Origin of the sequence: Clostridium tyrobutyricum DSM 2637 = ATCC 25755 = JCM 11008 (assembly GCF_000359585.1) — a bacterium.
Taxonomy (GTDB): Bacteria; Bacillota; Clostridia; order Clostridiales; family Clostridiaceae; genus Clostridium_B; species Clostridium_B tyrobutyricum.
Window position 1 is genome coordinate 103,511 of record NZ_APMH01000010.1, and the last position, 22,034, is coordinate 125,544.

Annotated in this window: 20 protein-coding genes; 15 read left to right on the forward strand and 5 right to left on the reverse strand. The window is 29.1% G+C overall.

Annotated features, from left to right (window positions below; translation table 11 throughout):
- Positions 1 to 8: 8 nt before the first annotated feature.
- Positions 9 to 317, reverse strand: coding sequence for a hypothetical protein (locus J418_RS0106610; protein ID WP_017895163.1), 309 nt, complete (start codon positions 315 to 317; stop codon positions 9 to 11).
- A gap of 208 nt (positions 318 to 525) precedes the next feature.
- Between J418_RS0106610 and J418_RS17015 the strand changes: the two genes are divergently transcribed.
- The 4 genes from J418_RS17015 (at position 526) to J418_RS0106625 (ending at position 3,146) form a co-directional block, all read left to right on the forward strand.
- A complete protein-coding gene (locus tag J418_RS17015; RefSeq protein WP_017895164.1) occupies positions 526 to 621 on the forward strand; it encodes a DUF6762 family protein in 96 nt (31 codons plus the stop codon).
- 12 nt (positions 622 to 633) lie between these two features.
- Positions 634 to 843, forward strand: a complete 210-nt coding sequence (locus tag J418_RS15885) for a DUF6762 family protein (RefSeq protein ID WP_017895165.1) — start codon at positions 634 to 636, stop codon at positions 841 to 843.
- A gap of 200 nt (positions 844 to 1,043) precedes the next feature.
- Complete coding sequence (locus J418_RS0106620) at positions 1,044 to 2,099, forward strand: HD-GYP domain-containing protein (RefSeq protein ID WP_017895166.1); 1,056 nt, start codon at positions 1,044 to 1,046, stop codon at positions 2,097 to 2,099.
- A gap of 24 nt (positions 2,100 to 2,123) precedes the next feature.
- A complete protein-coding gene (locus J418_RS0106625; RefSeq protein WP_017752730.1) occupies positions 2,124 to 3,146 on the forward strand; it encodes a rhomboid family intramembrane serine protease in 1,023 nt (340 codons plus the stop codon).
- Positions 3,147 to 3,188: 42 nt separating this feature from the next.
- Here J418_RS0106625 and J418_RS0106630 read toward each other — a convergent pair whose 3' ends face one another.
- On the reverse strand, positions 3,189 to 4,919 hold the full coding sequence (locus tag J418_RS0106630) for an ATP-dependent metallopeptidase FtsH/Yme1/Tma family protein (protein WP_017895167.1): 1,731 nt from the start codon (positions 4,917 to 4,919) through the stop codon (positions 3,189 to 3,191).
- Between the two features lie 253 nt (positions 4,920 to 5,172).
- Between J418_RS0106630 and J418_RS0106635 the strand changes: the two genes are divergently transcribed.
- Together J418_RS0106635 and J418_RS0106640 are read left to right on the forward strand one after the other, a co-directional pair.
- The gene (locus tag J418_RS0106635) at positions 5,173 to 6,189 is read left to right on the forward strand and encodes a YkvA family protein (protein WP_017895168.1); all 1,017 of its coding nucleotides are present in this window, start codon (positions 5,173 to 5,175) and stop codon (positions 6,187 to 6,189) included.
- A 42-nt stretch (positions 6,190 to 6,231) separates the two neighbouring features.
- The gene (locus tag J418_RS0106640) at positions 6,232 to 7,134 is read left to right on the forward strand and encodes a ribonuclease H1 domain-containing protein (RefSeq protein ID WP_017895169.1); all 903 of its coding nucleotides are present in this window, start codon (positions 6,232 to 6,234) and stop codon (positions 7,132 to 7,134) included.
- Between the two features lies 1 nt (position 7,135).
- Here the strand turns inward: J418_RS0106640 and J418_RS0106645 are convergent, their stop codons facing one another.
- Complete coding sequence (locus J418_RS0106645) at positions 7,136 to 7,684, reverse strand: helix-turn-helix domain-containing protein (RefSeq protein WP_017895170.1); 549 nt, start codon at positions 7,682 to 7,684, stop codon at positions 7,136 to 7,138.
- 155 nt (positions 7,685 to 7,839) lie between these two features.
- Here J418_RS0106645 and J418_RS0106650 point away from each other — a divergent pair, with 155 nt between their 5' ends.
- The 6 genes from J418_RS0106650 (at position 7,840) to J418_RS0106675 (ending at position 16,536) form a co-directional block, all read left to right on the forward strand.
- Entirely contained in the window at positions 7,840 to 8,805 is a 966-nt protein-coding gene (locus J418_RS0106650; RefSeq protein WP_017895171.1) for a DMT family transporter, read from the forward strand.
- A 340-nt stretch (positions 8,806 to 9,145) separates the two neighbouring features.
- Complete coding sequence (locus J418_RS16375; protein ID WP_017752736.1) at positions 9,146 to 9,292, forward strand: YtxH domain-containing protein; 147 nt, start codon at positions 9,146 to 9,148, stop codon at positions 9,290 to 9,292.
- A gap of 223 nt (positions 9,293 to 9,515) precedes the next feature.
- Complete coding sequence (locus J418_RS0106660) at positions 9,516 to 10,820, forward strand: helix-turn-helix domain-containing protein (protein ID WP_017895172.1); 1,305 nt, start codon at positions 9,516 to 9,518, stop codon at positions 10,818 to 10,820.
- Between the two features lie 19 nt (positions 10,821 to 10,839).
- Positions 10,840 to 12,093 carry a helix-turn-helix transcriptional regulator gene (locus tag J418_RS0106665; RefSeq protein WP_017895173.1) on the forward strand — a complete coding sequence of 418 codons (1,254 nt, stop codon included), beginning with the start codon at positions 10,840 to 10,842 and terminating at the stop codon, positions 12,091 to 12,093.
- A 223-nt stretch (positions 12,094 to 12,316) separates the two neighbouring features.
- Positions 12,317 to 14,908, forward strand: coding sequence for an ATP-dependent chaperone ClpB (gene clpB, locus J418_RS0106670; RefSeq protein WP_017895174.1), 2,592 nt, complete (start codon positions 12,317 to 12,319; stop codon positions 14,906 to 14,908).
- A 326-nt stretch (positions 14,909 to 15,234) separates the two neighbouring features.
- Positions 15,235 to 16,536, forward strand: coding sequence for an acetyl-CoA hydrolase/transferase family protein (locus tag J418_RS0106675; protein ID WP_017752740.1), 1,302 nt, complete (start codon positions 15,235 to 15,237; stop codon positions 16,534 to 16,536).
- Positions 16,537 to 16,634: 98 nt separating this feature from the next.
- Here the strand turns inward: J418_RS0106675 and J418_RS0106680 are convergent, their stop codons facing one another.
- Positions 16,635 to 17,366, reverse strand: coding sequence for a type 1 glutamine amidotransferase (locus J418_RS0106680; protein ID WP_017895175.1), 732 nt, complete (start codon positions 17,364 to 17,366; stop codon positions 16,635 to 16,637).
- 17 nt (positions 17,367 to 17,383) lie between these two features.
- Positions 17,384 to 18,706 carry a Mur ligase family protein gene (locus tag J418_RS0106685; RefSeq protein ID WP_017752742.1) on the reverse strand — a complete coding sequence of 441 codons (1,323 nt, stop codon included), beginning with the start codon at positions 18,704 to 18,706 and terminating at the stop codon, positions 17,384 to 17,386.
- A 151-nt stretch (positions 18,707 to 18,857) separates the two neighbouring features.
- Here J418_RS0106685 and J418_RS0106690 point away from each other — a divergent pair, with 151 nt between their 5' ends.
- The 3 genes from J418_RS0106690 to J418_RS0106700 all read left to right on the forward strand — a co-directional run bounded on the left by J418_RS0106690 (position 18,858) and on the right by J418_RS0106700 (position 21,547).
- Positions 18,858 to 19,742: a DMT family transporter gene (locus J418_RS0106690; protein ID WP_080629773.1), complete on the forward strand. Its 885-nt coding sequence runs from the start codon at positions 18,858 to 18,860 to the stop codon at positions 19,740 to 19,742.
- The gene (locus J418_RS0106695; protein ID WP_017895177.1) at positions 19,732 to 20,604 is read left to right on the forward strand and encodes an FUSC family protein; all 873 of its coding nucleotides are present in this window, start codon (positions 19,732 to 19,734) and stop codon (positions 20,602 to 20,604) included. Before J418_RS0106690 ends, J418_RS0106695 begins: the two co-directional genes overlap by 11 nt.
- Positions 20,605 to 20,701: 97 nt before the next feature.
- Positions 20,702 to 21,547, forward strand: a complete 846-nt coding sequence (locus J418_RS0106700; RefSeq protein WP_017895178.1) for an undecaprenyl-diphosphate phosphatase — start codon at positions 20,702 to 20,704, stop codon at positions 21,545 to 21,547.
- Positions 21,548 to 22,034: the final 487 nt, after the last annotated feature.

A 22,034-nucleotide genomic window follows, 5' to 3' on the forward strand; every position in this document is an offset into this window, starting at 1 on the left:
TTTTTATCTTAATAGGGGTAAACTTTATATACTTTCCATATTCCTTTCTTGTTTTTTTCTAAGAACACTTCATAATTGATAGATCTGTGAGACTTACCATTTGAAAGCCCATTTACTTTTACAAAAGCATCAACACCATTAGAAAAATATAAAGTTTTATTACTAACGTCATACATTTTATATTTATTAAAAATTCCAGTTGTAAAATATTGTTCAACAGCATAATTTATATCTTTGGATTTGTTTAAGTTGAATTGCTGTAATATTATTATACTTGCGAATAAAATAAATATTATTAAGCATATAAATTTTTTCATAAAGTTTTCCTCCATATAATCTTATGATTATTAAATTTTATTTTATAGTATTCATGATAAAGAGTATATATTATAATAATAACTTTTATTTCAATATAAGTAAATACATGTAAATAAATTCATATTAAACATTTGTCTTAAAAGTACGATATAGTATAATGCAAGGTATTGACTATATTTAGCAAGTGCATTACAGGGAGATGTTGAATTGGATTTTTCTTCATTAATTTTAATAGAAAAAGATAAGAAAACAGGAATGATAAATGGTCAGCTTGGAACCTATAATGCAGTAGACGGGGCATAATACATAAGAGGGGTGTATTATGATAGTAATTATGTAAATATTTATTTCAATACAAATAAAGAGGTGGAAGATTGGCAGTATTATACCATTTTCGACATGCTTGAAAAATATAACTTCAATGAAAATAATTTTAAAATTAAGGAAGTTGAAGACGAATATAATCCTATGTGGATAGTTAAATTTAACTATACTGATAATCATAATTTAATGAAAAAAGATTAAATACTTTATGTAGTTTAATAAATATTTGTATGAATAAAGTTTTTAATAATATAGTGAATAAAAGACAAAAATATGAAGATTAATTTCATAATATGAATTGTATACTAGTAATAATAACAAGTATATAATATACTTGTTATTATGAAAAAGACTAATTATGCATTAAAGTAAATATTTATAACTTTATTGAGGTGTAACTAATGAGATTGGAGCATATAAGTAAAATTAGAGAAGGACAGATTCTCGGGAAAAATATACTTACATCAGATGGTCAAATTTTATTAAAGGCAGGAGTAAATCTAAGTGACGTATATATAAATAAATTGAGAAATCTTGGTGTATGTTATATGTACATAGAAGATGAAATGCTGGATGATGTATATGTAGAGGATGAAAAATTGACAGAACTTAAACAAATTGCTATGAAAAGTATATCCTCCATAGTTGGAAAATTATATTATGGTAATGGAAAAGGATTTGAAAAGGCTATAGCGCCAGTTCAGGATATGATGGATTATATACTTAATATGGGAGATGTAAATAAAAGTTTATATGATATAAAAACATATGATAATTATACTTCTATACATTCTCTGGATACTTGTGTTATGTCATGTTTTTTAGCTATAACGTCAGGAGTGGACTCTTGTGATTTGAAGGATGTTGGAGTAGGAGCAATTTTACATGATGTTGGAAAAACGAAAATTCCAATTGAAATATTGAATAAAAAAACCAGACTTACTTATGAAGAATTTGAAGAGATAAAGAAACATCCTCTTTATGGCGTGGAACTTTTAAAAAAAAATTTTATGATTTCAAGTAGAATTATAAAGGTAGTTGAGCAGCATCATGAAAGGGTTGACGGAAGAGGTTATCCATATGGATTAAGGGATAAACAGATAACTAAATTTGCAAAGATAGTTTGTATATGTGATGTATATGATGCGGTAAGCAATGATAGAGTATATAGAAAAAAGTTCAAATTAAATGAATCCTATGAATTAATACTCTCTGGAAGTGGGAGTGCTTTTGATAAGCAGCTTGTATTGGATTTTAAAAATACCTTTGCCATTTATCCACTTGGATGCCATGTTAAATTGTCTAATAATGAAGATGGATATGTAATAAAACAGAATCAGGGTTTTCCAGACAGGCCTATAGTAAGAGTTATACCAAAAGATACTGGCAATATTTCATGTTTTCATGAAATAGATTTGCTTTATAATACTAATGTTGTAATTTTGAAGATAATATAATATTAGTTTTTTAAGGAGAATTTTATGAACAGATACATACAAAATTTAATTAAAGAATTGTACAATTTATACAATTTTAATATTTTGGAAATTGGCAATATTACTGGATCTACTAGCAAATGGGGAGTTTATAGCATATATAATAATAATTTAAATGTGGTACTTTTTTCAGATTTAGATCATTACAGGCAAATAGATACTAATATATTAAAAGTTAAACTTCATAATATAATTGGATACAGTAATTTAACACTCACAATTGTATTGTTGGAAAATGATACTGTATCTATTCAGCAAAAAATTAGTAATTTAATCGGTTATCCACAATGTGAATTAATTTTAATAGATGTTAATTTAAATAGAATATTATATTATAGTGAATCTGCGAATTCATTTGTATATAAAATAAGTAATTGTATAAATAAGTTGAATAATCATAATAAACATATAGACAAAAACGGTAAGTTTAGCATAAGAGGATCAGAAATAACATATTTTATTGTGGCCTTAAATATAATATTTTATATTATAACAGCTATTTTATCAAAAAATATATTTAGCAGTGATATAAATGTATTAGTTTATATGGGTGCTAAAGTTAATCAATTTATATCATCTGGACAGTATTATAGATTAATATTATGTATGTTTTTACATGGAGGTATTGTACATTTGGTGCTTAACATGTATGCACTTGTAGCTATTGGACCTTTAGTGGAAAAAATATATGGTAAGTTAAAATATATATTTATATACTTTTTTTCAGGCATTATTGCTTCTATTTTTAGTTATATTTTTTCTCCAAGTATATCTATTGGGGCGTCAGGAGCTATATTTGGTTTGTTTGGAGCAACTTTGATATTTGCTTTAAAGATGAAAGAAAGAATAAATAAAGAATTTATCTATAGTATTTTTTCTGTAATTGCTGTTAATTTGATTTTGGGATTTTCAGTGGCTAATGTAGATAATTTTGGCCATGTTGGTGGTTTAATAGGAGGAATAGTATCTTCTTTAATTTTGAAGATAGGAAAAAATGGGGACAGTTAACAACTTTTAATTTTAAAAAAGTTGTTAACTGTCCCTGTAGTTTTAAATTAAGTCTTCTTCAAAGAGAGTTTCTTTTTCTATAAGTTTTTTTGCTTTTACTTCAAGAAAATCCATATTTTCGAGAATAAGTTTTTTTGTACGTTCATAAATATCATCTACTAGATTTTTGCACTCTTTTATAACATTATCCTGATTAATATTTAATTGTGAGAGTTCCTCCATATTTAATAATCCTAGGGTTTTACCCATTCCATATCTACTGATCATATTATAGGCTATATTTGTGCAGCGTTTTAAATCATTATGGGCACCTGTTGTAATAAATTCAGGACCAAATACAATATGTTCTGCAGCTCTACCACCAAGGAGTACCATCATTTTTTTTGTTAGATAATCTTTATTTTGATACAATCTGTCTTCTGGAATACTCAAAGTATATCCACCCGCTCCTTTTGTACTAGGTATTATAGTAACTTTGGATACTTTTTCATTTGGAAGCATCTTTAAAGATGTAATAGCATGTCCCATTTCGTGATAAGCTGTAATATTTTTATCTGTATTTTTTATATAATCTCTGTTTTTTTTCTCATATCCTGCTAGGGTTATGGAAAATGCTTTGTCCATATGTTTGTCCTCAATAGTTGTATTGTTCTCTTTACATGCAATAATAGCTGCTTCATTTATTAAACTTTCAATTTTGGCACCTGAAAAATATGATGTTTTTTGAGCCCAGTCTTTTATATTTATATTTCCAACAGGTTTATTTTTTAAATGAAGTTTAATAATTTTTTCTCTTGCAGATATATCTGGAAGACTTATTTCAATATGCCTATCAAACCTTCCAGGTCTTAAAAGAGCAGGGTCCAATGTATCTAATCTATTTGTAGCTGCAATAACTACTATGCCATCATCTTCATTAAATCCTGAGATTTCGGTTAATAAAGCATTTAAAGTTTGGTCTCTTTCATCAGAGGAAGAAGCAGCTCCACTTTCTCTTTTTTTACCTATGGCATCTATTTCATCTATAAATATGATGGACTTTTTCTTCTTGTTGTTTCGTGCTTTTTTGAATAATTGCCTTATACGGCTGGCACCTACACCTACATATATTTGGATAAAATCTGATCCTGATACAGCGTAAAAAGGAACTCCTGCTTCGCCTGCAATGGCTTTTGCTAGCAATGTCTTACCCGTACCTGGTTCACCATAGAGTATTACTCCTTTAGGTATTCTAGCTCCATATGATTTATATTTTTCAGGATTAATTAGAAAATCAACTATGTCTTGAACACTTTCTTTTGCTTCCTCATTTCCTGCCATATTTTTAAAGGTAAAGTCTGGATTTTCTATTGCTTTAGCATCTATTGCATCTACAGAAAATGATTTTTTAGTTTTTATTTTAGATGATCTTAAATAAGTGGCAATTATACAGACAATAGATACTAACAGACCTATTAAAGAAAATTTCTCTATATTATTCAATGGATATTGATCTAAAACTTTTATATTGCTACTAAGTAAAGTTTCTTTAAAATTATTTGTTCCTGGGTTATCTGTCTCATATACTTGTCCATTTGTTAGCATAAATTTAATCTTATTGGAATCTGTAATGTATACTGTAGATATTTTTTTCAATTTTAGTTCATCTTTAAAGGAAGTATATGCTTTGTAACTTGGTTTTGGACTGGTATATTTTGAGAATATTAATGTAGATAGTGAAATTACAAGTACTATAATTGGTAATATTAAAAATTTATTTTTTATTTTTTCCATTCAATCACCTATCCTCATAAGATATTTTTATATGCAATTCTAATTTAATTTTAGTTTCTTTTAATATAATATAATATAGTTATTTATTAGTCTAATTAAAATCATAAAATTTGCTAAAGCAATTTCTAGAAATGAAGGGGACAGTTAACAACTTTTAATCTTGCAAAAGTTGTTAACTGTCCCCCAAGTCCCCGCCTATCGCTAATTTTTAATTTATTGTATAATTTACTTATAAATTGAGGAGGAAATTAAAATGAAAATATCTGCTGCTAAATTTAAATTAACAGATCAAGATGTCTTGAGTTTGATAACAGATTATATACATCTGGATGGAGTTGAAATAAAAAATATATTAATAGATGAAATTATAACTATAGAGGGTAACTATACAAATAAATTAAAAATGTCCTTTCAAATAAAAATAGGATTAGGAAATATAAAAGACAATATTTTAAATCTAAAAATATATAATTTAAAAGTATACAAGCTAAAAATTTTTAATTCTATTAAAGATATTATTTCAAAGAATATTCTCAAAAAATTTTTTTATTACGGAATAGAGGTAGACAAAGATACTGTAAGCATAGATTTGAATACTGCTGTGAAATTAATACCACGTTTCAATTTAAAATTGGTAAAAATGAAAACTTTCCATGGACAAATAGAAGTTGAAGTTAAAAATATAGTGTATCAAAAAGACAAAAAATTTCCTGATTTAAATAAAACTTGTGAACTGTCCCCAAAGAATTCAAAGAATTCCTTAATAAATTCCAATAAATATGTTAAATTGAGAGAAAATATTATTGAAAAACTCCCAAGCAAGTTTTCAAAGTTAGCAGAATACATTATGTTTATGCCCGATATATTAATACTTTTCTGGAGATTATTCAAGGACAAAAGAGTAAGTTCCCCAATAAAGATTGTTCTGGTAAACGCAATTTTGTATATTATAAGTCCTGTGGATCTTATACCAGGTTTTATCCCAATAATTGGGCAGATGGATGATGTAGCAGTGGCATTTTTCGCACTGAATTATATAATAGATAAAGTTCCAAGGGAAATAATACTTGAAAATTGGCAGGGAAAAAATGATGTTATTATTATGACACAGGAAGTCATAAAGTATATAACTGAAATAGTGGGTATGGGAAATATTTCGAAAATATCTGATTTAATAAAGAGTATGTTGAAAAAACCATCTAAAAAGTATATTACCAACGAGCAGTATAGAAATATTTACACAGGAAACAATGGAAATAGTAAATCATAAAAAATTGTATTAAAAGATGAGTTACAAAGGAGAATGTATAAAATGGCCAAGAAACTATATGCAATTCAAGAGGGATTTGACCCAAAGACCAATAAAAGGATTGAAAATAAAATAGTCAGCACATGGGCTGAATGTTTAAAATATGTAAAGGGGGTCAAAGGAGCCAAGTACAAAAGTTTTACAGATATCAACAGTGCAAATCAATATCTGAATCAGGGAAGCAAACTTCTCAAAAAAGGACAGGATACTTATCCAGAAGATTGTCTGCACGTATATGTAGATGGAAGTTATAACATAGGCACTCAGATGTATTCATATGGTTTAGTTGCTGTTAGAAACAATATAGTTGAATACATTGAAAGTGGAGCCTGTAAAGACAAGTCTGAAAAAAATATAAGACAGATAGCCGGGGAACTTCAGGGATCTGTAAAAGCGGTTCAATATGCACTTAATACAGGCAACAAAAAAGTTGTAATATTCCACGACTATGAGGGGATATCTCACCATGCTACTGGGTTCTGGGAGAGAAGAGAAAAATCTTCAATAGAATATTACAACAAAATGAATGAGCTGATGAACAAGGGTATTGAAGTGATGTTTGTAAAAGTGGACAGTCACACGGGGGATTTATTTAATGAACTTGTTGATGAAAAATGCAAGGAAAAATTGTCCATACAATCTGATAGAACAGTAGAAAAGTGGCTCCTTGCAAATAAAATAAATGTGTCAACACAGGATGTAAAAGATGAAATTTTAAAAATAGCCCCAAATGGAAATGAAAATATAGTTGTTATAGGCAATGAGGATCTTCATAAAGCAGATAACAAAAATTATTTTAAAAATATTATAAAAAAATATAAAGAAGATCCAATATCAAATCAAAATCTCATAGCTAATTTAAGTAGTAAACAAAAAACAGAATTAATTGAATACTTGTTAAAATAGATTAGTATGTTATTACATTTTGAAATACTGCTCTTTTGCTGTTTGGATTTTTATATGAATGAGGTTTGTTTCCTGTAAATCTAATAGAATTACCTTTCTGAAGGACAAAACTTTTACCATCTATAACTAATTCAAGTTTACCTTCTGTAACTATTACATATTCTTCAACATCATCATTATGAGGAGTAGATACGTGATTGCATCCAGGTTCTAATTCTATAGTAAATATCTCCAAATTTCTTTTACTGTCAAATGGAAATATAGGATACAACTTCATTCTGTTATTATCTTCCATCAGAGGGGTTATATTACCCTGATGTACTATTTTATGTCCTTCATTTTCTTCATCTATAAATGATGAAAACGAAACTTTTAGTCCAGTGGAAATTTTCCATAGTGTAGATACCGTGGGATTTGACTGGCCTCTTTCAATTTGCCCGAGCATAGCTTTGCTTACATTTGTCAATTTTGCTACATTGTCCAAACTCAAATTCCTCTTGTTTCTTATATCCTTTAATTTAGTACCTATAATCAAATTTAAATTTTTCATTTTATTCTCCCCCTTGTCAGATTTTTATACTCAACCTATATAATTTTATAATAATTTGTTACTTAAGTAAATTATATAAAATGTCGGTTGTAAAATATAACATACATATGTATAATATACAATATAATATGTCGGTGAAGATAGGGGAAATAAAAATGAAAAAATCAATTATATTGGGAATAATGGCTTCTTTTTTCTTTGCATTTACTTTTGTACTAAATAGACAGATGGATATTCAGGGTGGGAATTGGATATGGAGTTCATCACTTAGGTATATATTTACTCTTCCAATTTTGCTTGTAATTATAATCGTAAAAAATCAATTGTTTGCTGTATTGAAAGATATAGCAAAAAAGCCCATACAATGGATAGTATGGAGTACAGTAGGTTTTGGACTATTCTATGCTCCACTTAGTTTTGCCTCTGCATATGGATCTTCATGGCTTATTGCAGGAACATGGCAGATAACTATAATAGCAGGAGCACTATTGTCCCCATTTTTTTATAAAACCATAGAAAATCAAAATGGACTTTTTAAAATAAGAAATACAATTCCTAAAAAAGTACTCGGTATTTCCCTGATAATCTTATTTGGTATATTTTTAATGCAGTTTCAACATTTAAAAGAAATCTCCAGTATAAAATCATTAATAGGAATTATACCGGTAGTTATAGCTGCATTTGCCTATCCTCTAGGAAACCGTAAAATGATAGAGCTCTGTGAAAATAAATTTACTACATTTCAAAGAGTATTTGGTATGACACTTTGCAGTATGATATTATGGACGATTTTATCTGTATTTGGCTTGGTATCTGTTGGAATGCCAGGCAAAGGACAGGTATTACAATCTTTTGTGGTAGCTGTTTGTTCTGGGATAATTGCCACTGTATTATTTTTTAAAGCTACGGATATGGTTAGCAGTGATGTGCGTAAGCTTGCAATAGTGGAGTCTACTCAGTCAGGTGAAGTTATATTTACTCTGCTTGGAGGTGTATTTGTATTCAAAGATAAATTGCCAACATCAGTGGATTTGTTTGGAATATTATTTGTAGTAGTGGGAATGATGCTAAACAGTCTTTTTCCAGGTAAAATTCAAATAAAAAATTTGGTGAAAAAATAATTTTATTTACTGTTCATTTTTGTCTATAAGTTGACTTAATTTAGATAAAGTAATTATAATACCTAAAATGATAAAAAATACGTATACAATGAACATAATATCAACCTCTTTTGTTTTTATTTTAATAAATTTATTTTTTTGAATATATAGAGTAAAACTATGTTTAATAAACTTTCTATATTGTAATATTATACCATAAATAATCCAGTATTATACATTAAATTATTGTTAATTTATTTAATAAAGTATATTCCATGTTTAAAAAGCATTAATTTACATATCATAATTATATAAACATAAATTTAATTTATTATAATCAATTAAAAAGGAGCGTGTAATTATGAAACATAGTAAGTTTATAGCAGGAACTTTAGTTGGTGCAGCAGTAAGTATGATGATAATGCCTGAAATAGATAGATCAACAAAGAAGAGGATAAGAAGGACATCAGATCGTATGAAAAATGCTATAATCGGATGGATGAAATAAGATTACATTGAGTGCATATTACATTATAAAAGGTTCAGTAGAATTAATACTTACTGAACCTTTTATTTTTACATAATTAATAAAAGGTTTTTAATACTATGTCTAAAAATATGATATAATAATATATGTATTTTTAAATTAAATTAAAATATTTAGATATAATTAAATATTTTGTATGTTTAACAATGTGAAGTCTATTGAAATAGTAAAGGAAGATTTGACAATGGAGATACTTTCTTTGGGTGAAAAGATAAAGAAAAGAAGAAAAGAACTTAATATGACATTGAAAGATCTAGCGGGAAATAGAATAACACCTGGGCAAATAAGTCTCATAGAATCTGGAAAATCCAATCCAAGTATGGATTTATTGCAATATTTAACTGACATATTGAATATATCCATCGAGTATTTAATGGAAACAGAAAAAACTCAAGCAGAAAAAAATTGTATTTATTTTCAAAATATTGCTGAATCTTATATAATGAATAAAGACCTGATTGAAGGAGAGAAGTATATTGATCGAGCAATATACTTTGCAGAAGAATATAATTTAGAATACAGAAAAGCAAAAAATTTATATCTCAAAAGCAAAATATTTACAGCAAGGAAGCAATACTCTATAGCCCAGCAGTATCTTTTGTCTGCCAACGTTATTTTTATAGAAAATAACAACTACATGGAGATTGTAAATACTTTTATGGACCTTGGAAAGATAACAATGGAGTTGAAATCATATCATTCCTCCAATAGTTATTTTAGACAAGCAGAAAAAGTATGTAAGGACAGTGGAATACAAGATGATTTTTTACTTGGACAAATATATTATAATGTAGCATTTATATATTTTAAGCTTGAAAAAACTGAAAGTGCAATGAATTATTCCTATCTTGCCAAGGAAAAATTCAATAAAATGGAAAACAGAAGTGAATATGCCAGATTACTTCTACTTCTAGCAGATGAATGTAACAAAAAAAATGATTTAAATAATGCTATCAGGTATTCTAAGGAAGCTCTTGTAGAATATAAATCCATTAATGATTTAATCAATATTGCCAAAATAGAAAATAATTTGGGACAACTATTTTATGAATTTGACAATGTAGAAGAATCTTTTATACATTTAAACAAATCAAAGAAAATTAGAATTAAACTTAAAGATGAATCCGTAATAGAGACTATCAAAAATATATGTGAAAATTACATAAAATTAAAAGATATTAAAAATGCAAATGAGGCACTTGAGGAATTACGGTCCAATATACACGATGGCAGCAATAAGGTAATGCTGGAATATTATTTATTAAAATACAGAATCGACATGCTTCAGGGAAAGTTTCATCAAGCTGAGAATATATTACTGAAGGCATTGAATTTTGCGAAGAATATGGAGTTTACAGAACAGATTGCTCAAATAGCTATTTTCCTCGGTAAGTTTTACATGGACACAGGAAATAACATAAAAGCTGCTGCATATTTAAGTGAGGGAGTAGATATGTTCAAAACATTGGGTATAATAGATGAACCCTAATCTAAATAGGTGATAAATAATGGAAATAATTTCAATTGGAGAGAAAATCAGAAGAATAAGAATATATAAAGGATTAACTCTAAAAGATTTATGCAGTAACAGAATATCGATTTCAAAGATGAGCTGCATAGAAAACGAAAAAATAAAGCCCGATGATTCAATCTTAAAATTTATAGCAGACAAATTTGATGTAGATGTAGAATATTTGAAGCAAAGTATAAGAGATCAGATAAAAAATAATATAAAAGTAATAATGAATGATAAAAATAAATTTAACTATGAAGCTGAACTTGAATATAATTTAAATTTTGCAGAAAAATATAATTACAATGATCTTTGTGTTAAACTGCTGCATTTACTGTTTAATTATTTTATAGAAAAAAGTCAAATAAATTCGGCATGGATTTTAGTCCCAAAATATTATGGATATATTCAAAAATGCTTTAATGATAAAAATACAGCTGTGTACTATATGGATATTGGAAAATATTTGTTTAAAGCTGAAGAATACACGCAATCTCTCAATTATTATAATAATGTTATAAATATTTCAAAAAGAGTATGTAACAATTCTATATTGGTAGAGGCTTTATATAGCAAGATGAAATGTCTTTTGATGCTTAAAAAATATAAAGAGGTTTATACGTTGGTAGATAAACTCATAGAACTTTCAGAATGTGAAAATGAAAAATTGAAGAAAGCAAAAATATATCATTTGATTTCTGTAATTTATTTAAGACAGAATAAAAATGATTTCCAAAAATTTAGAGACATATCCTATTCTATGTATGAAAAAAACTTGGTTGAAAAAGCTAATGAAATGTTTGATTATGCAGAAGTTATGTTTGAAATGAATATGAAAGATGAGGCATTGGAGAATTTAAAAAATGCATTGCAGATATATCCTAATGATGATAAAGAAGCAAAAATTAAATTTATATTGGATATAGTATGCAAATTAATAAAAAATGATATATTAAATATTGCAGAAACATTGTGCAACAATGTGCTAAACGAATCAATACAACTAAACAACATAGTATTTATTGAAAAATCTTATTATTATAAATCACGTATATTTGAGAAAAAAGGTGATATTGTATCGGCAGAAACCTATATGAGTTTTTCCATGGATGCACTGCTTAAATTTGCCAATAAAAAAATGGTATATAAAAGATATATGGAAATGGGAAATATGTACTACAGGATGAAGAATACTTCTGAATCCATAAAGTACTTTAATTTTGCAGTACAGATTCGGAAAAAACTTTAAATATAACTTTATTATGATAAATAATTAGGGTTGTCAATGTGTAGAATATTGGCAACTCTTTTATTATAGTATAAGTAAGATAAATTTAGAATAATACATATAATTATTGGTAATCATGTTAAATGATTTAATATAGTAAAATATGAGAGTTGAATAAAAAAATATAAAATAATATTATTTAGTTAAGGTCAAAGAAGGTCAAAACATTGAGGAGGTTTTGAAAATGGATATAGATAAACTTACAGTAAAGGTACAACAATCGTTGAATAATGCACAGCTTGCAGCTGTTAAACATAACCATCAACAAGTTGATGCAATCCACCTGTTTTCTGCATTGATTTCGGAAGATGATGGGTTGATCCCCAATATATTTGAAAAGATGGGAGTAAACATTGATTCACTTAGAAGAGAAACAGAAAATGTTTTGGATAAAATGCCTAAGGTTCTAGGAGAAGGAGCTCAAAATTCTTCTGTATATGCTACGAGAAGATTTGAAGAGATTCTTGTTAAATCTGAAAAAATAGCCAAGAAATTCAAGGATTCATATATAAGTGTAGAACATGTAATGATGGCAATCATGGATATACATTCAAGTGATGTTGACAGTATATTAAATAGATTCAATATAAATAAAAAAGATTTTTTGGAGGTACTTTCAAAAGTTAGAGGAAATCAGACGGTAGATACCCAGGACCCTGAAGGAACTTATGAGGCTCTTGTAAAGTATGGAAGAAACCTTGTAGAAGAAGCAAAAAAGCACAAATTGGATCCTGTAATAGGAAGAGATGAGGAAATCAGAAGAGTAGTTAGAATTCTTTCAAGAAGGACAAAGAACAATCCAGTACTTATAGGAGATCCTGGCGTTGGTAAAACAGCAATAATAGAAGGATTGGCTGAGAGAATAGTAAGAGGGGATGTTCCTGAAGGGCTAAAAGACAAGATAATATTTTCTTTAGATATGGGTGCACTTATTGCAGGTGCTAAATTCAGAGGGGAATTTGAAGAAAGATTAAAAGCAGTATTAAAAGAAGTTGAAAAAAGCGAAGGAAAGATAGTACTTTTCATAGATGAGATACACACTATAGTTGGAGCAGGAAAAACAGAAGGATCAATGGATGCAGGAAACTTGATAAAGCCAATGCTGGCCAGAGGGGAGCTTCACTGTATAGGTGCTACTACATTTGATGAGTACAGAAAATATATAGAAAAAGACAAGGCTCTAGAGAGAAGATTCCAGCCTGTAATTATAGATGAGCCTTCTGTAGAAGATTCCATATCAATACTGAGGGGACTTAAAGAAAAATTTGAAATATACCACGGTATAAGAATACATGATTCTGCAATTGTTGCTGCTGCAAAGCTCTCGGATAGATATATAACTGACAGGTATCTTCCAGACAAGGCCATAGACCTTATCGATGAGGCTTGTGCAAAGATAAGAACTGAAATTGACAGTATGCCAGTAGAAATGGATACGGTAAAGAGAAAAGTATTCCAACTTGAAATAGAAAAAGAAGCACTTTCAAAAGAACAGGATGAATCCTCTAAAGAGAGACTCAAATATGTAGAAAAAGAACTTAGCAACTTAAAGGACAAGGACAAACAACTTACTGCCAAATATGAAAAAGAAAAAGGCGGTATAACAGAGATAAGAAATCTTAAAGAAAAATTGGATGATGCAAGAGGCCAGATTGAAAAAGCTGAAAGGGAATATGATCTGAATAAAGTAGCGGAATTAAAATATGGAGTTATTCCCGAACTTGAAAAGAAAATAGAAGAAAAAGAATCTACCATAAAGAAAAATGACGAAAATGCAATGTTGAAAGAAGAGGTTACAGAAGAGGAAATTTCTGAAATAGTATCAAAGTGGACTGGAATACCTGTTGCGAAATTAGTAGAAGGGGAAAGAGAAAAACTTGTAAAATTAGATGAGGAATTATCGAAAAGAGTAATAGGACAGAGTGAAGCAGTTACTGCTGTTTCAAATGCAGTTATAAGAGCAAGGGCTGGCATGAAGGACCCAAAGAGACCTATAGGATCATTTATATTCCTTGGACCTACTGGTGTAGGTAAGACTGAACTTGCAAAAACTCTTGCAAGAACACTATTTGACAGTGAAGACAATATTATAAGAATAGATATGTCGGAGTATATGGAAAAGTATTCAGTATCCAGATTAATAGGAGCACCTCCAGGATATGTAGGATATGAAGAGGGAGGACAGCTTACGGAAGCAGTTAGAAGAAAACCATACAGCGTAGTTCTCTTTGATGAAATTGAAAAGGCACATGAAGATGTGTTCAATATCTTTCTTCAAATACTTGATGATGGAAGACTTACAGATAATCAGGGAAAAGTAGTGGACTTTAAAAATTGTATTATAATAATGACATCAAATATAGGAAGCAGCTATTTACTTGAGAATAAAGAAAATGATGTAATAGATAAGAATATAAAAGACAGAGTAATGAATGAAATGAAGTCAAGATTCAAACCTGAATTTCTAAATAGGTTGGATGATATAATAATGTTTAAGCCATTAAGTACAAATGAGATAGAATCAATAATAGATATATTCCTTCAGGATATTAAAAACAGACTTAAGGAGAAAAATATATCCATAGAAATAACCCATGCTGCAAAGCAAGTTATGGCGAAAGAAGGATATGATCCTGTATATGGAGCAAGACCTCTTAAAAGATATATAGAAAATACCCTTGAAACTTCAATAGCCAGGAAGATAATAAAAGGAGAAATTCATGAAGGGTCCAATGTAGAAGTAGACTTTAAGGATGGAACCTTTGAAATTAAGTAGAGAGCCCAAATCTTTGAAAATAATGTTCTTTCTTTGTATAGAAAGGACATTATTTTTTTATAGTTGTTTTGTAAACCATAGCATTGTTAAGTTATTTTCAGCTACAGCTATTATTTTAATAATAACATTGATGTAATTATGTTATTTTAACCAAAAGAAAATCATATTAATTTTGAATAAATGGATATATTATAATATAATATTAAAAGGAAGTTCAGGTTGTATATTATACAACATCTATTTTTTACTCATAATTGTAGTTTTTTTAACAATCATAATGGAAGTTAATTATTAAATTTTATATAATTTATGAAAGGGTGGTTTTTATGAGTTTTGAGGAATTGTATAAGAGTAAAGTTGTTAGTGCAGATGAGGCAGTATCTCACATAAAATCTGGAGACAAAATAGTATTTGGACATGCATGTGCTGAGCCGCAGGTACTTCTTAATGCTTTAGTAAAGAATAAAGAGAAGTATAAAAATGTTGAATTATATCACATGATACCAAAAGGTGAAACTAATTATGCAGAACCAGGAGTAGAAAAGTATATTCATGATAATTCATTTTTTACAGGAAAAGGTACAAGCGAAGCAATTCAAGAAGGAAGAGCTGATTTCATCCCTGTATTTTTCAGTGAAATACCAAGATTGTTTAAAAAAGGATATATTCCAGTAGATGTAGCACTTATTGAAGTAAGTAAACCTGATGAACATGGATATTGTAGTTTTGGAGTATCAAATGATTACATTCATGCAGGAGCAGAATGTGCAAAACTTGTAATTGCAGAAGTTAATGAGAATATGCCAAGAGTGTTTGGAAATAACTTCATACATGTGTCTGACATAGATTACATAGTAGAGAGTTCACGCCCGGTTGTTGAAATGCAGCCTTCCAAAATTGGAGATGTAGAAAAGGCAATAGGTAAATACTGTGCATCACTTGTAGAAGATGGATCAACCCTACAACTTGGTATAGGTGCAATTCCTGATGCAGTACTCTTGTTCTTGAAAGATAAAAAGGACCTTGGAATACATTCAGAAATGATATCAGACGGTGTAGTAGAATTGGTAAAAGCAGGAGTAATTACAAACAAGAAAAAGACTCTCCATCCAGGAAAGATAGTTGTCACATTCCTAATGGGAACAAAGAAATTATATGATTTTATAGATAATAATCCAGAAGTAGAATCACATCCTGTAGATTATGTAAATAATCCTACGGTTATAATGAAAAACTGTAAGATGGTTTGCATAAACTCATGCGTTGAAATTGATTTAATGGGACAAATATGTTCTGAAAGTATAGGACTTAAGCAGATAAGCGGAGTAGGTGGACAAATTGATTTTACAAGAGGAGCAAGTATGGCTGAAGATGGAAAGTCAATTATTGCAATACCATCTACTGCAGCTCATGGAAAAGTTTCAAGAATAGTTCCATTCTTAAATCAAGGTGCAGCAATTACTACTTCAAGAAATGATGTTCATTATGTAATAACTGAGTATGGTATTGCACAACTTAGAGGTAAGACATTAAAACAAAGAGCTAGAGAACTTATAAAAATCTCTCATCCAAAATTCAGAGAAGGATTAATGGCTGAATTTGAAAAAAGATTTGGATGTAAATATTGATTAGCTTTCTCAAAAGATATTTTTAAATAAATACTTTAATATAATTACGCAAATAAGAAATGGTGAATTCAAATATTTGAATTCACCATTTCTTATTTCTATTTATCCTTTGTTTCTCTATATATTATAAATTCTTTTGCCTTGGTTTCCAAACTGTCATTTAAAGGCTCTAACTCTATATCTTTTCCATACTTGTTAAAAAGAGCAGTTTTTATAAATCTATCTGCCAATTCAGGATTTTTCGATAGGAGAGAACCATGAAAATAACTTCCAAAACAATTTTTATATACGCAACCTTCATAGCCATCTTCACCGTTGTTTCCATATCCCTTAAGCACTTTTCCAAGGGGCTCCAAATTTCCTATATAGGTTCGTCCAGAATGATTTTCAAAACCTACATAAGTTTCATTGAATTTATCATTGTGAATTACAGTATTACCTATAAAACGTTTTTTACCACCTTCTGTATAGATGTCTATTACATCCAATCCTGAGAGTTTTTCACCTTTTGGAGTAGTATAATATTTTCCAAGAAGTTGATAACCACCGCATATGGATAAGAATACACGATTATTTTCAATATACTCTTTTATGGCATCTTTTTTATTTTCTATTAAATCCTGTGACACTATGGACTGTTCGTAATCCTGACCACCTCCAAAAAAGGTAATATCATATTTTTCCCATTGAAATGGATCACCTACAGATATATTTTCCACATTTATATCTATACCTCTTTTTTCTGCTCTGTACTTTAATATGCGTATATTTCCAACATCCCCGTATACATTCAACAAGTCAGGATATAAGTGACATATATTAAGTTCCATCATAACACTCCCTTATTTTACCATAGCTTTTTTATGTAGCCTTTTGCATTAAGATATTTCCTGAAACCTATCATAGAAGTATAGGTAGCTAGTACATATACTCTGTTTTCAGCACAGTTTGTTATTTCGTCAGTTAGTTTTTTATATCCTTTGCACATGACAAAATTATCTTCTTTAAGACCGGCTACTTTTAGTCTTACCGCCATGTCATATAGTCTTATACCGGAAATCAGTATTTTATCTATGTTTAAAGAAGATAGTTTTTCAAAATTTACATCCCATATCCATGATACATCACGTCCATCTGCATAATTGTCATTTAAAAGTACAGCAAGATTAAAAACTCTTCCATCAAGGCTTATACTGTTAATTGCTTCATCATAACCTGCAGGATTTTTTACAAGTATTATTTTGACTTGTTTTCCGGCTACATCAATTACTTCCTGTCTTCCAAAACTACTTTCTTGATTTTCAAGAGAATTATGTATTACAGAATCAGGTACATTGCATACCTTTGCTATTGAGTAGGCACATAGGGCATTATAAATATTATATGCTCCAGGTTGATTTATGTAGTATTCCTCTCTATTTATTGCAACCAGGGAACCGTCCTGGGATTTGCTCTTTATCTCATCTAAACTGTAGTCGAGTTTTGGTCTTTTATATCCACAGTTGTCACAGTAAAAGTCTCCTAGATGACTGTATGTTATGAAATTGTATTTGTAAGGATGTTTACATTTTTTACAAAATTTAGAGTCTGCATTTATATCCACCGTTTTGCTTTTCCTTAAACCGCAGTTAAAACCATAGTATATTGTTCTGTTTTGCAGTTCCATGTCACCAAGAAGAGGTTCGTCTCCATTTAGCACCAGATTGGCAAGTGGCACTTTTTTTATACCGTCTAAAATTTTGTTTAATGTAGTATAAACTTCACCATACCTATCCAGTTGGTCTCTAAACAAATTAGTAATACTTATTACCTCGGGAATTACATAATTGGTAAGTAGAGTTAAATTGGCCTCATCACATTCTATAACTGCATAATTGGTTTTGCTGCACTGCTTAAATGAAAAATTTTCTACAAAGCAGGATACTATTCCAGGCAGCATATTTGCACCTGTACTGTTTGTTATTACATTTTTACCATCATCTTTTAGCATATTGTATATCATGCTTGTAGTGGTGGTTTTTCCATTAGTACCTGTTATAACTATTACTTTGTAGTTTTTACAAAGTGTTTTTAGAACATTTCTATCAAGTTTTAAAGCTATCCTTCCTGGAAAATTACTTCCACCTTTAAATAGAGCTTTTGAAATCCTTATTATAATTTTTGAGATCATAATGCTGAAAAAAGATTTTATATTAATTTTTCACACCACCCTTTATTAAAAAACAACACAAATGTTATTTTTAACTCTTAAATATTATAATACAATATCAAGTATGATACAATTATAATAGAGTAATGTATGCAAATATACTAAAGTAAGGATGTGGTCTGACCTGAGACGTGGATATATCTATTCAATATTGGCCTCTATCATGTTTGGATCGGCAGGAATATTCGTTAAATTATCATATAATATTGGTTTGGATTCAATTAATATATTAGTAGCTCAGTACATTATTGCTGTTATTATAATGTTCCTGTTTATTTTTATAAGCGATAGAAAAAAACTTTTGTTAAATAGAACACAGATATTTCATCTGGCCGTTCTTGGAATATGCGGTAATACCTTTATGACATTATTTTATTATGAGGCTTTTAAATATTTAAGTGTGGCCATGGTAACAATGCTTTTGTTTACTTATCCCATAATGGTTTTTATATATTCTGTACTGCGTAAAAATGAAAAGGTTACTTTAAGAAAATTTATTGCCATTTTAATTTCCTTTGCAGGATGTATTATGGGACTTAATATATTTGGTGAGAATTTGAATTACTCAATAAGAGGGGTCATTTTTGGATTGTTAAGTGCTGTATTCTATGCTTTTATGAATTTGTACAGTGAAAAGAAATTCAAAGATGTAGATTCAATGAGTATAAATGCCTATTCTACTCTGTTTTCACTAATAGTACTATTGATATATAGATCACCACATTTTTTATCTGGTGGAAATTTGAATATACACAGTACACTTTACATATTGATGCTTGCTGTGTTCTCTGAAATAATACCTTTAACGCTTTTATATTCATCTATAAAATATATAGGAGCAGTCAAGACCTCTATAATAGGAAATTTGGAAATACCAGCATCCATTGTTTTTTCTACCTTATTATTAGGAGAAAATATAAATATAGTACAGATTGTTGGAGCAGTATTTATAGTGTATGCCATCTATATTATAAGGGGGAGAACGTATGCACATTAAGCCAATAGGAATGAGAAATATAAAAACAGCCATTTCAGTTATGATATGTATGTCTCTGTCATATGTTTTTAATAGAGAATACATATTTTATGCAGTAATTGCTTCAATTATAGCTATGCAGAGTTCTGTTTCGGATTCCTTTAAAACAGGTAAAAATAGAATGCTTGGAACTGTAATGGGAGCCGTTTTTGGAATGATATTTGCATTCATAAGTCCTGGAAATATTATATTCTGTGGTATAGGTGTAATTCTTATAATATACATATGTGATTATCTTGGATGGAAAAAGTCTGTTGTAATATCCTGTATAGTTTTTCTTGGAATTATGATAAATTTAAATGGTAGAAGTCCTGTAATCTACAGTATGAATAGAATAATAGATACATTTATGGGCATAGGAGTTGCGGTAATAATCAACTATTTTATATCACCACCAAAGCATGGAAACAAATTGCACAGAGAATATATACTTACTCTGGATAGAGTATTTATCATTGTAGAAGATAGATTCTGTTTCAATAATTTTCTGGATTTAAAAAGCATGGATACAGAAATTAAAAAGCTTGAAGAGGCACTCAAACTTTATGTATCTGAATTTAGAATCAACAAGATAGGATATTCTGGTGAGAAGATAAAAATAATGCTGGATGTATTTAAGGAAATATACATGCATATGAAAATAATAGACTCTTTTGAAAACATATATGCTTTAAATAATGAAAATAAACAGAAGCTTGAGAAGCTCTTCAAATGCACACTGGAACAAAAAAACATTTCAAAAGTTTCCAATGAAATAGACATTGTATTCAATTACCATGCACACAAAATACTGGAGAATTTATACATTCTTAAAAGCAATTAATTCATGTTAAATTTTTAAAGATTATATTGGTAATTGCCTTAAATGATAGTATAATAACAATTGTTGTTAAAAATTAATTGATGGAGGACGAATAAAAATGTATCTGCTACTTATAATAAAGGCAATAGTAATAGGTATTGTAGAAGGTGTTACTGAATTTTTGCCAATATCATCTACAGGCCATATGATTATAGTAGGTGACTTAATAAATTTTAAGGATCCTACTTATAGAAAAGCTTATGTAGACATGTTTGAAATTGTTATTCAACTCGGAGCTATACTTGCCATATTAGTTCTTTACTGGAATAAAATATCAGGTTCCTTGAAAAATCTTGCTCCAGGAAAATGGGGATTTAAATTATGGTGTAATATAATTATTGCATTCATACCAGCTGCAGTTATCGGATTCCTGCTCGATGATATAATACAGGCAAAATTATTTAATAGTGTCACAGTAGCTTGTGCACTGATATTTGGTGGATTTCTCATGATATTTATGGAGAAAAAGTATAGAAGGGGAAATAAGACAAATAAAATTGAAGATGTAACTACAGGACAAGCTATTAGAATAGGATGTTTCCAGTGCATTGCACTTTGGCCTGGAATGTCAAGATCTGCATCTACAATAATGGGAGCATGGACAAGCGGACTTACTAATGTGGCGGCAGCGGAATTTTCATTTATCCTTGCAATTCCGACTATGATAGCAGCAACAGGGTATTCCCTGGGAAAGGCAATTTTCAAATCAAAAATAATTATGACTTCTCCAGAGGTAATAGCACTGGTAGTAGGATTTGTAGTTTCATTTATAGTTGCATTATTTGTTGTGGATGGATTTATAAGCTTTTTAAAGAAAAAACCTATGAGAGTTTTTGCTATATATAGAATCTTCATAGGTATATTGGTATTGATACTGTCATATGCTAATATCATTCACGCATAAAATATAGAAATTACATAGTATAACAATGCCGTTCCAAAAATAAGTTTTGGGGCGGCATTTTACATGTCTGTCAATACAGGCGCATCAAATCGTGGATATATCTTATGTTTGTTTAACTCTTTATCATCTAAAGCCAAGTATTAAGTCAATATGAGCAATTAGAACTATAGGATATTGTTTAAACTTATCCAAGTGTATCTTTATGTGAAAAAAATAGAAATGAATAGAATTCTGAAGAATGGGTAATATAAATTCATAATATATTGATTTACATTAATGCATTTATATAGAAGGATGATATAATAATATTCGTTGTCACGGAAGCGAATCAACAGAAGTTAAATCAACAGTTTTTATTATAAGAAATAAATTAATAAAAAAGTGTTGACAAACAAAACGCCAGGTGATATACTATAAAAGCTGTCTGAGTAAGACGGCGGGAAACAAGAATATGAGTGATCCTTGAAAATTAAACAGAGTAAAATAA

Bases quoted from the DNA above. Each gene is read 5' to 3' on its own strand.
- J418_RS0106635 (WP_017895168.1), top strand. From the start codon at position 5,173: ATGAAAATATCTGCTGCTAAATTTAAATTAACAGATCAAGATGTCTTG.
- J418_RS0106620 (WP_017895166.1), top strand. From the start codon at position 1,044: ATGAGATTGGAGCATATAAGTAAAATTAGAGAAGGACAGATTCTCGGG.
- J418_RS0106640 (WP_017895169.1), top strand. From the start codon at position 6,232: ATGGCCAAGAAACTATATGCAATTCAAGAGGGATTTGACCCAAAGACC.
- J418_RS0106695 (WP_017895177.1), top strand. From the start codon at position 19,732: ATGCACATTAAGCCAATAGGAATGAGAAATATAAAAACAGCCATTTCA.
- J418_RS0106630 (WP_017895167.1), bottom strand. From the start codon at position 4,919: ATGGAAAAAATAAAAAATAAATTTTTAATATTACCAATTATAGTACTT.
- J418_RS0106645 (WP_017895170.1), bottom strand. From the start codon at position 7,684: ATGAAAAATTTAAATTTGATTATAGGTACTAAATTAAAGGATATAAGA.
- J418_RS0106650 (WP_017895171.1), top strand. From the start codon at position 7,840: ATGAAAAAATCAATTATATTGGGAATAATGGCTTCTTTTTTCTTTGCA.
- J418_RS0106685 (WP_017752742.1), bottom strand. From the start codon at position 18,706: ATGATCTCAAAAATTATAATAAGGATTTCAAAAGCTCTATTTAAAGGT.
- J418_RS0106675 (WP_017752740.1), top strand. From the start codon at position 15,235: ATGAGTTTTGAGGAATTGTATAAGAGTAAAGTTGTTAGTGCAGATGAG.
- J418_RS16375 (WP_017752736.1), top strand. From the start codon at position 9,146: ATGAAACATAGTAAGTTTATAGCAGGAACTTTAGTTGGTGCAGCAGTA.
- J418_RS0106680 (WP_017895175.1), bottom strand. From the start codon at position 17,366: ATGGAACTTAATATATGTCACTTATATCCTGACTTGTTGAATGTATAC.
- J418_RS0106610 (WP_017895163.1), bottom strand. From the start codon at position 317: ATGAAAAAATTTATATGCTTAATAATATTTATTTTATTCGCAAGTATA.
- J418_RS0106625 (WP_017752730.1), top strand. From the start codon at position 2,124: ATGAACAGATACATACAAAATTTAATTAAAGAATTGTACAATTTATAC.
- J418_RS0106660 (WP_017895172.1), top strand. From the start codon at position 9,516: ATGGAGATACTTTCTTTGGGTGAAAAGATAAAGAAAAGAAGAAAAGAA.
- J418_RS0106690 (WP_080629773.1), top strand. From the start codon at position 18,858: ATGTGGTCTGACCTGAGACGTGGATATATCTATTCAATATTGGCCTCT.
- J418_RS0106700 (WP_017895178.1), top strand. From the start codon at position 20,702: ATGTATCTGCTACTTATAATAAAGGCAATAGTAATAGGTATTGTAGAA.
- clpB (WP_017895174.1), top strand. From the start codon at position 12,317: ATGGATATAGATAAACTTACAGTAAAGGTACAACAATCGTTGAATAAT.
- J418_RS0106665 (WP_017895173.1), top strand. From the start codon at position 10,840: ATGGAAATAATTTCAATTGGAGAGAAAATCAGAAGAATAAGAATATAT.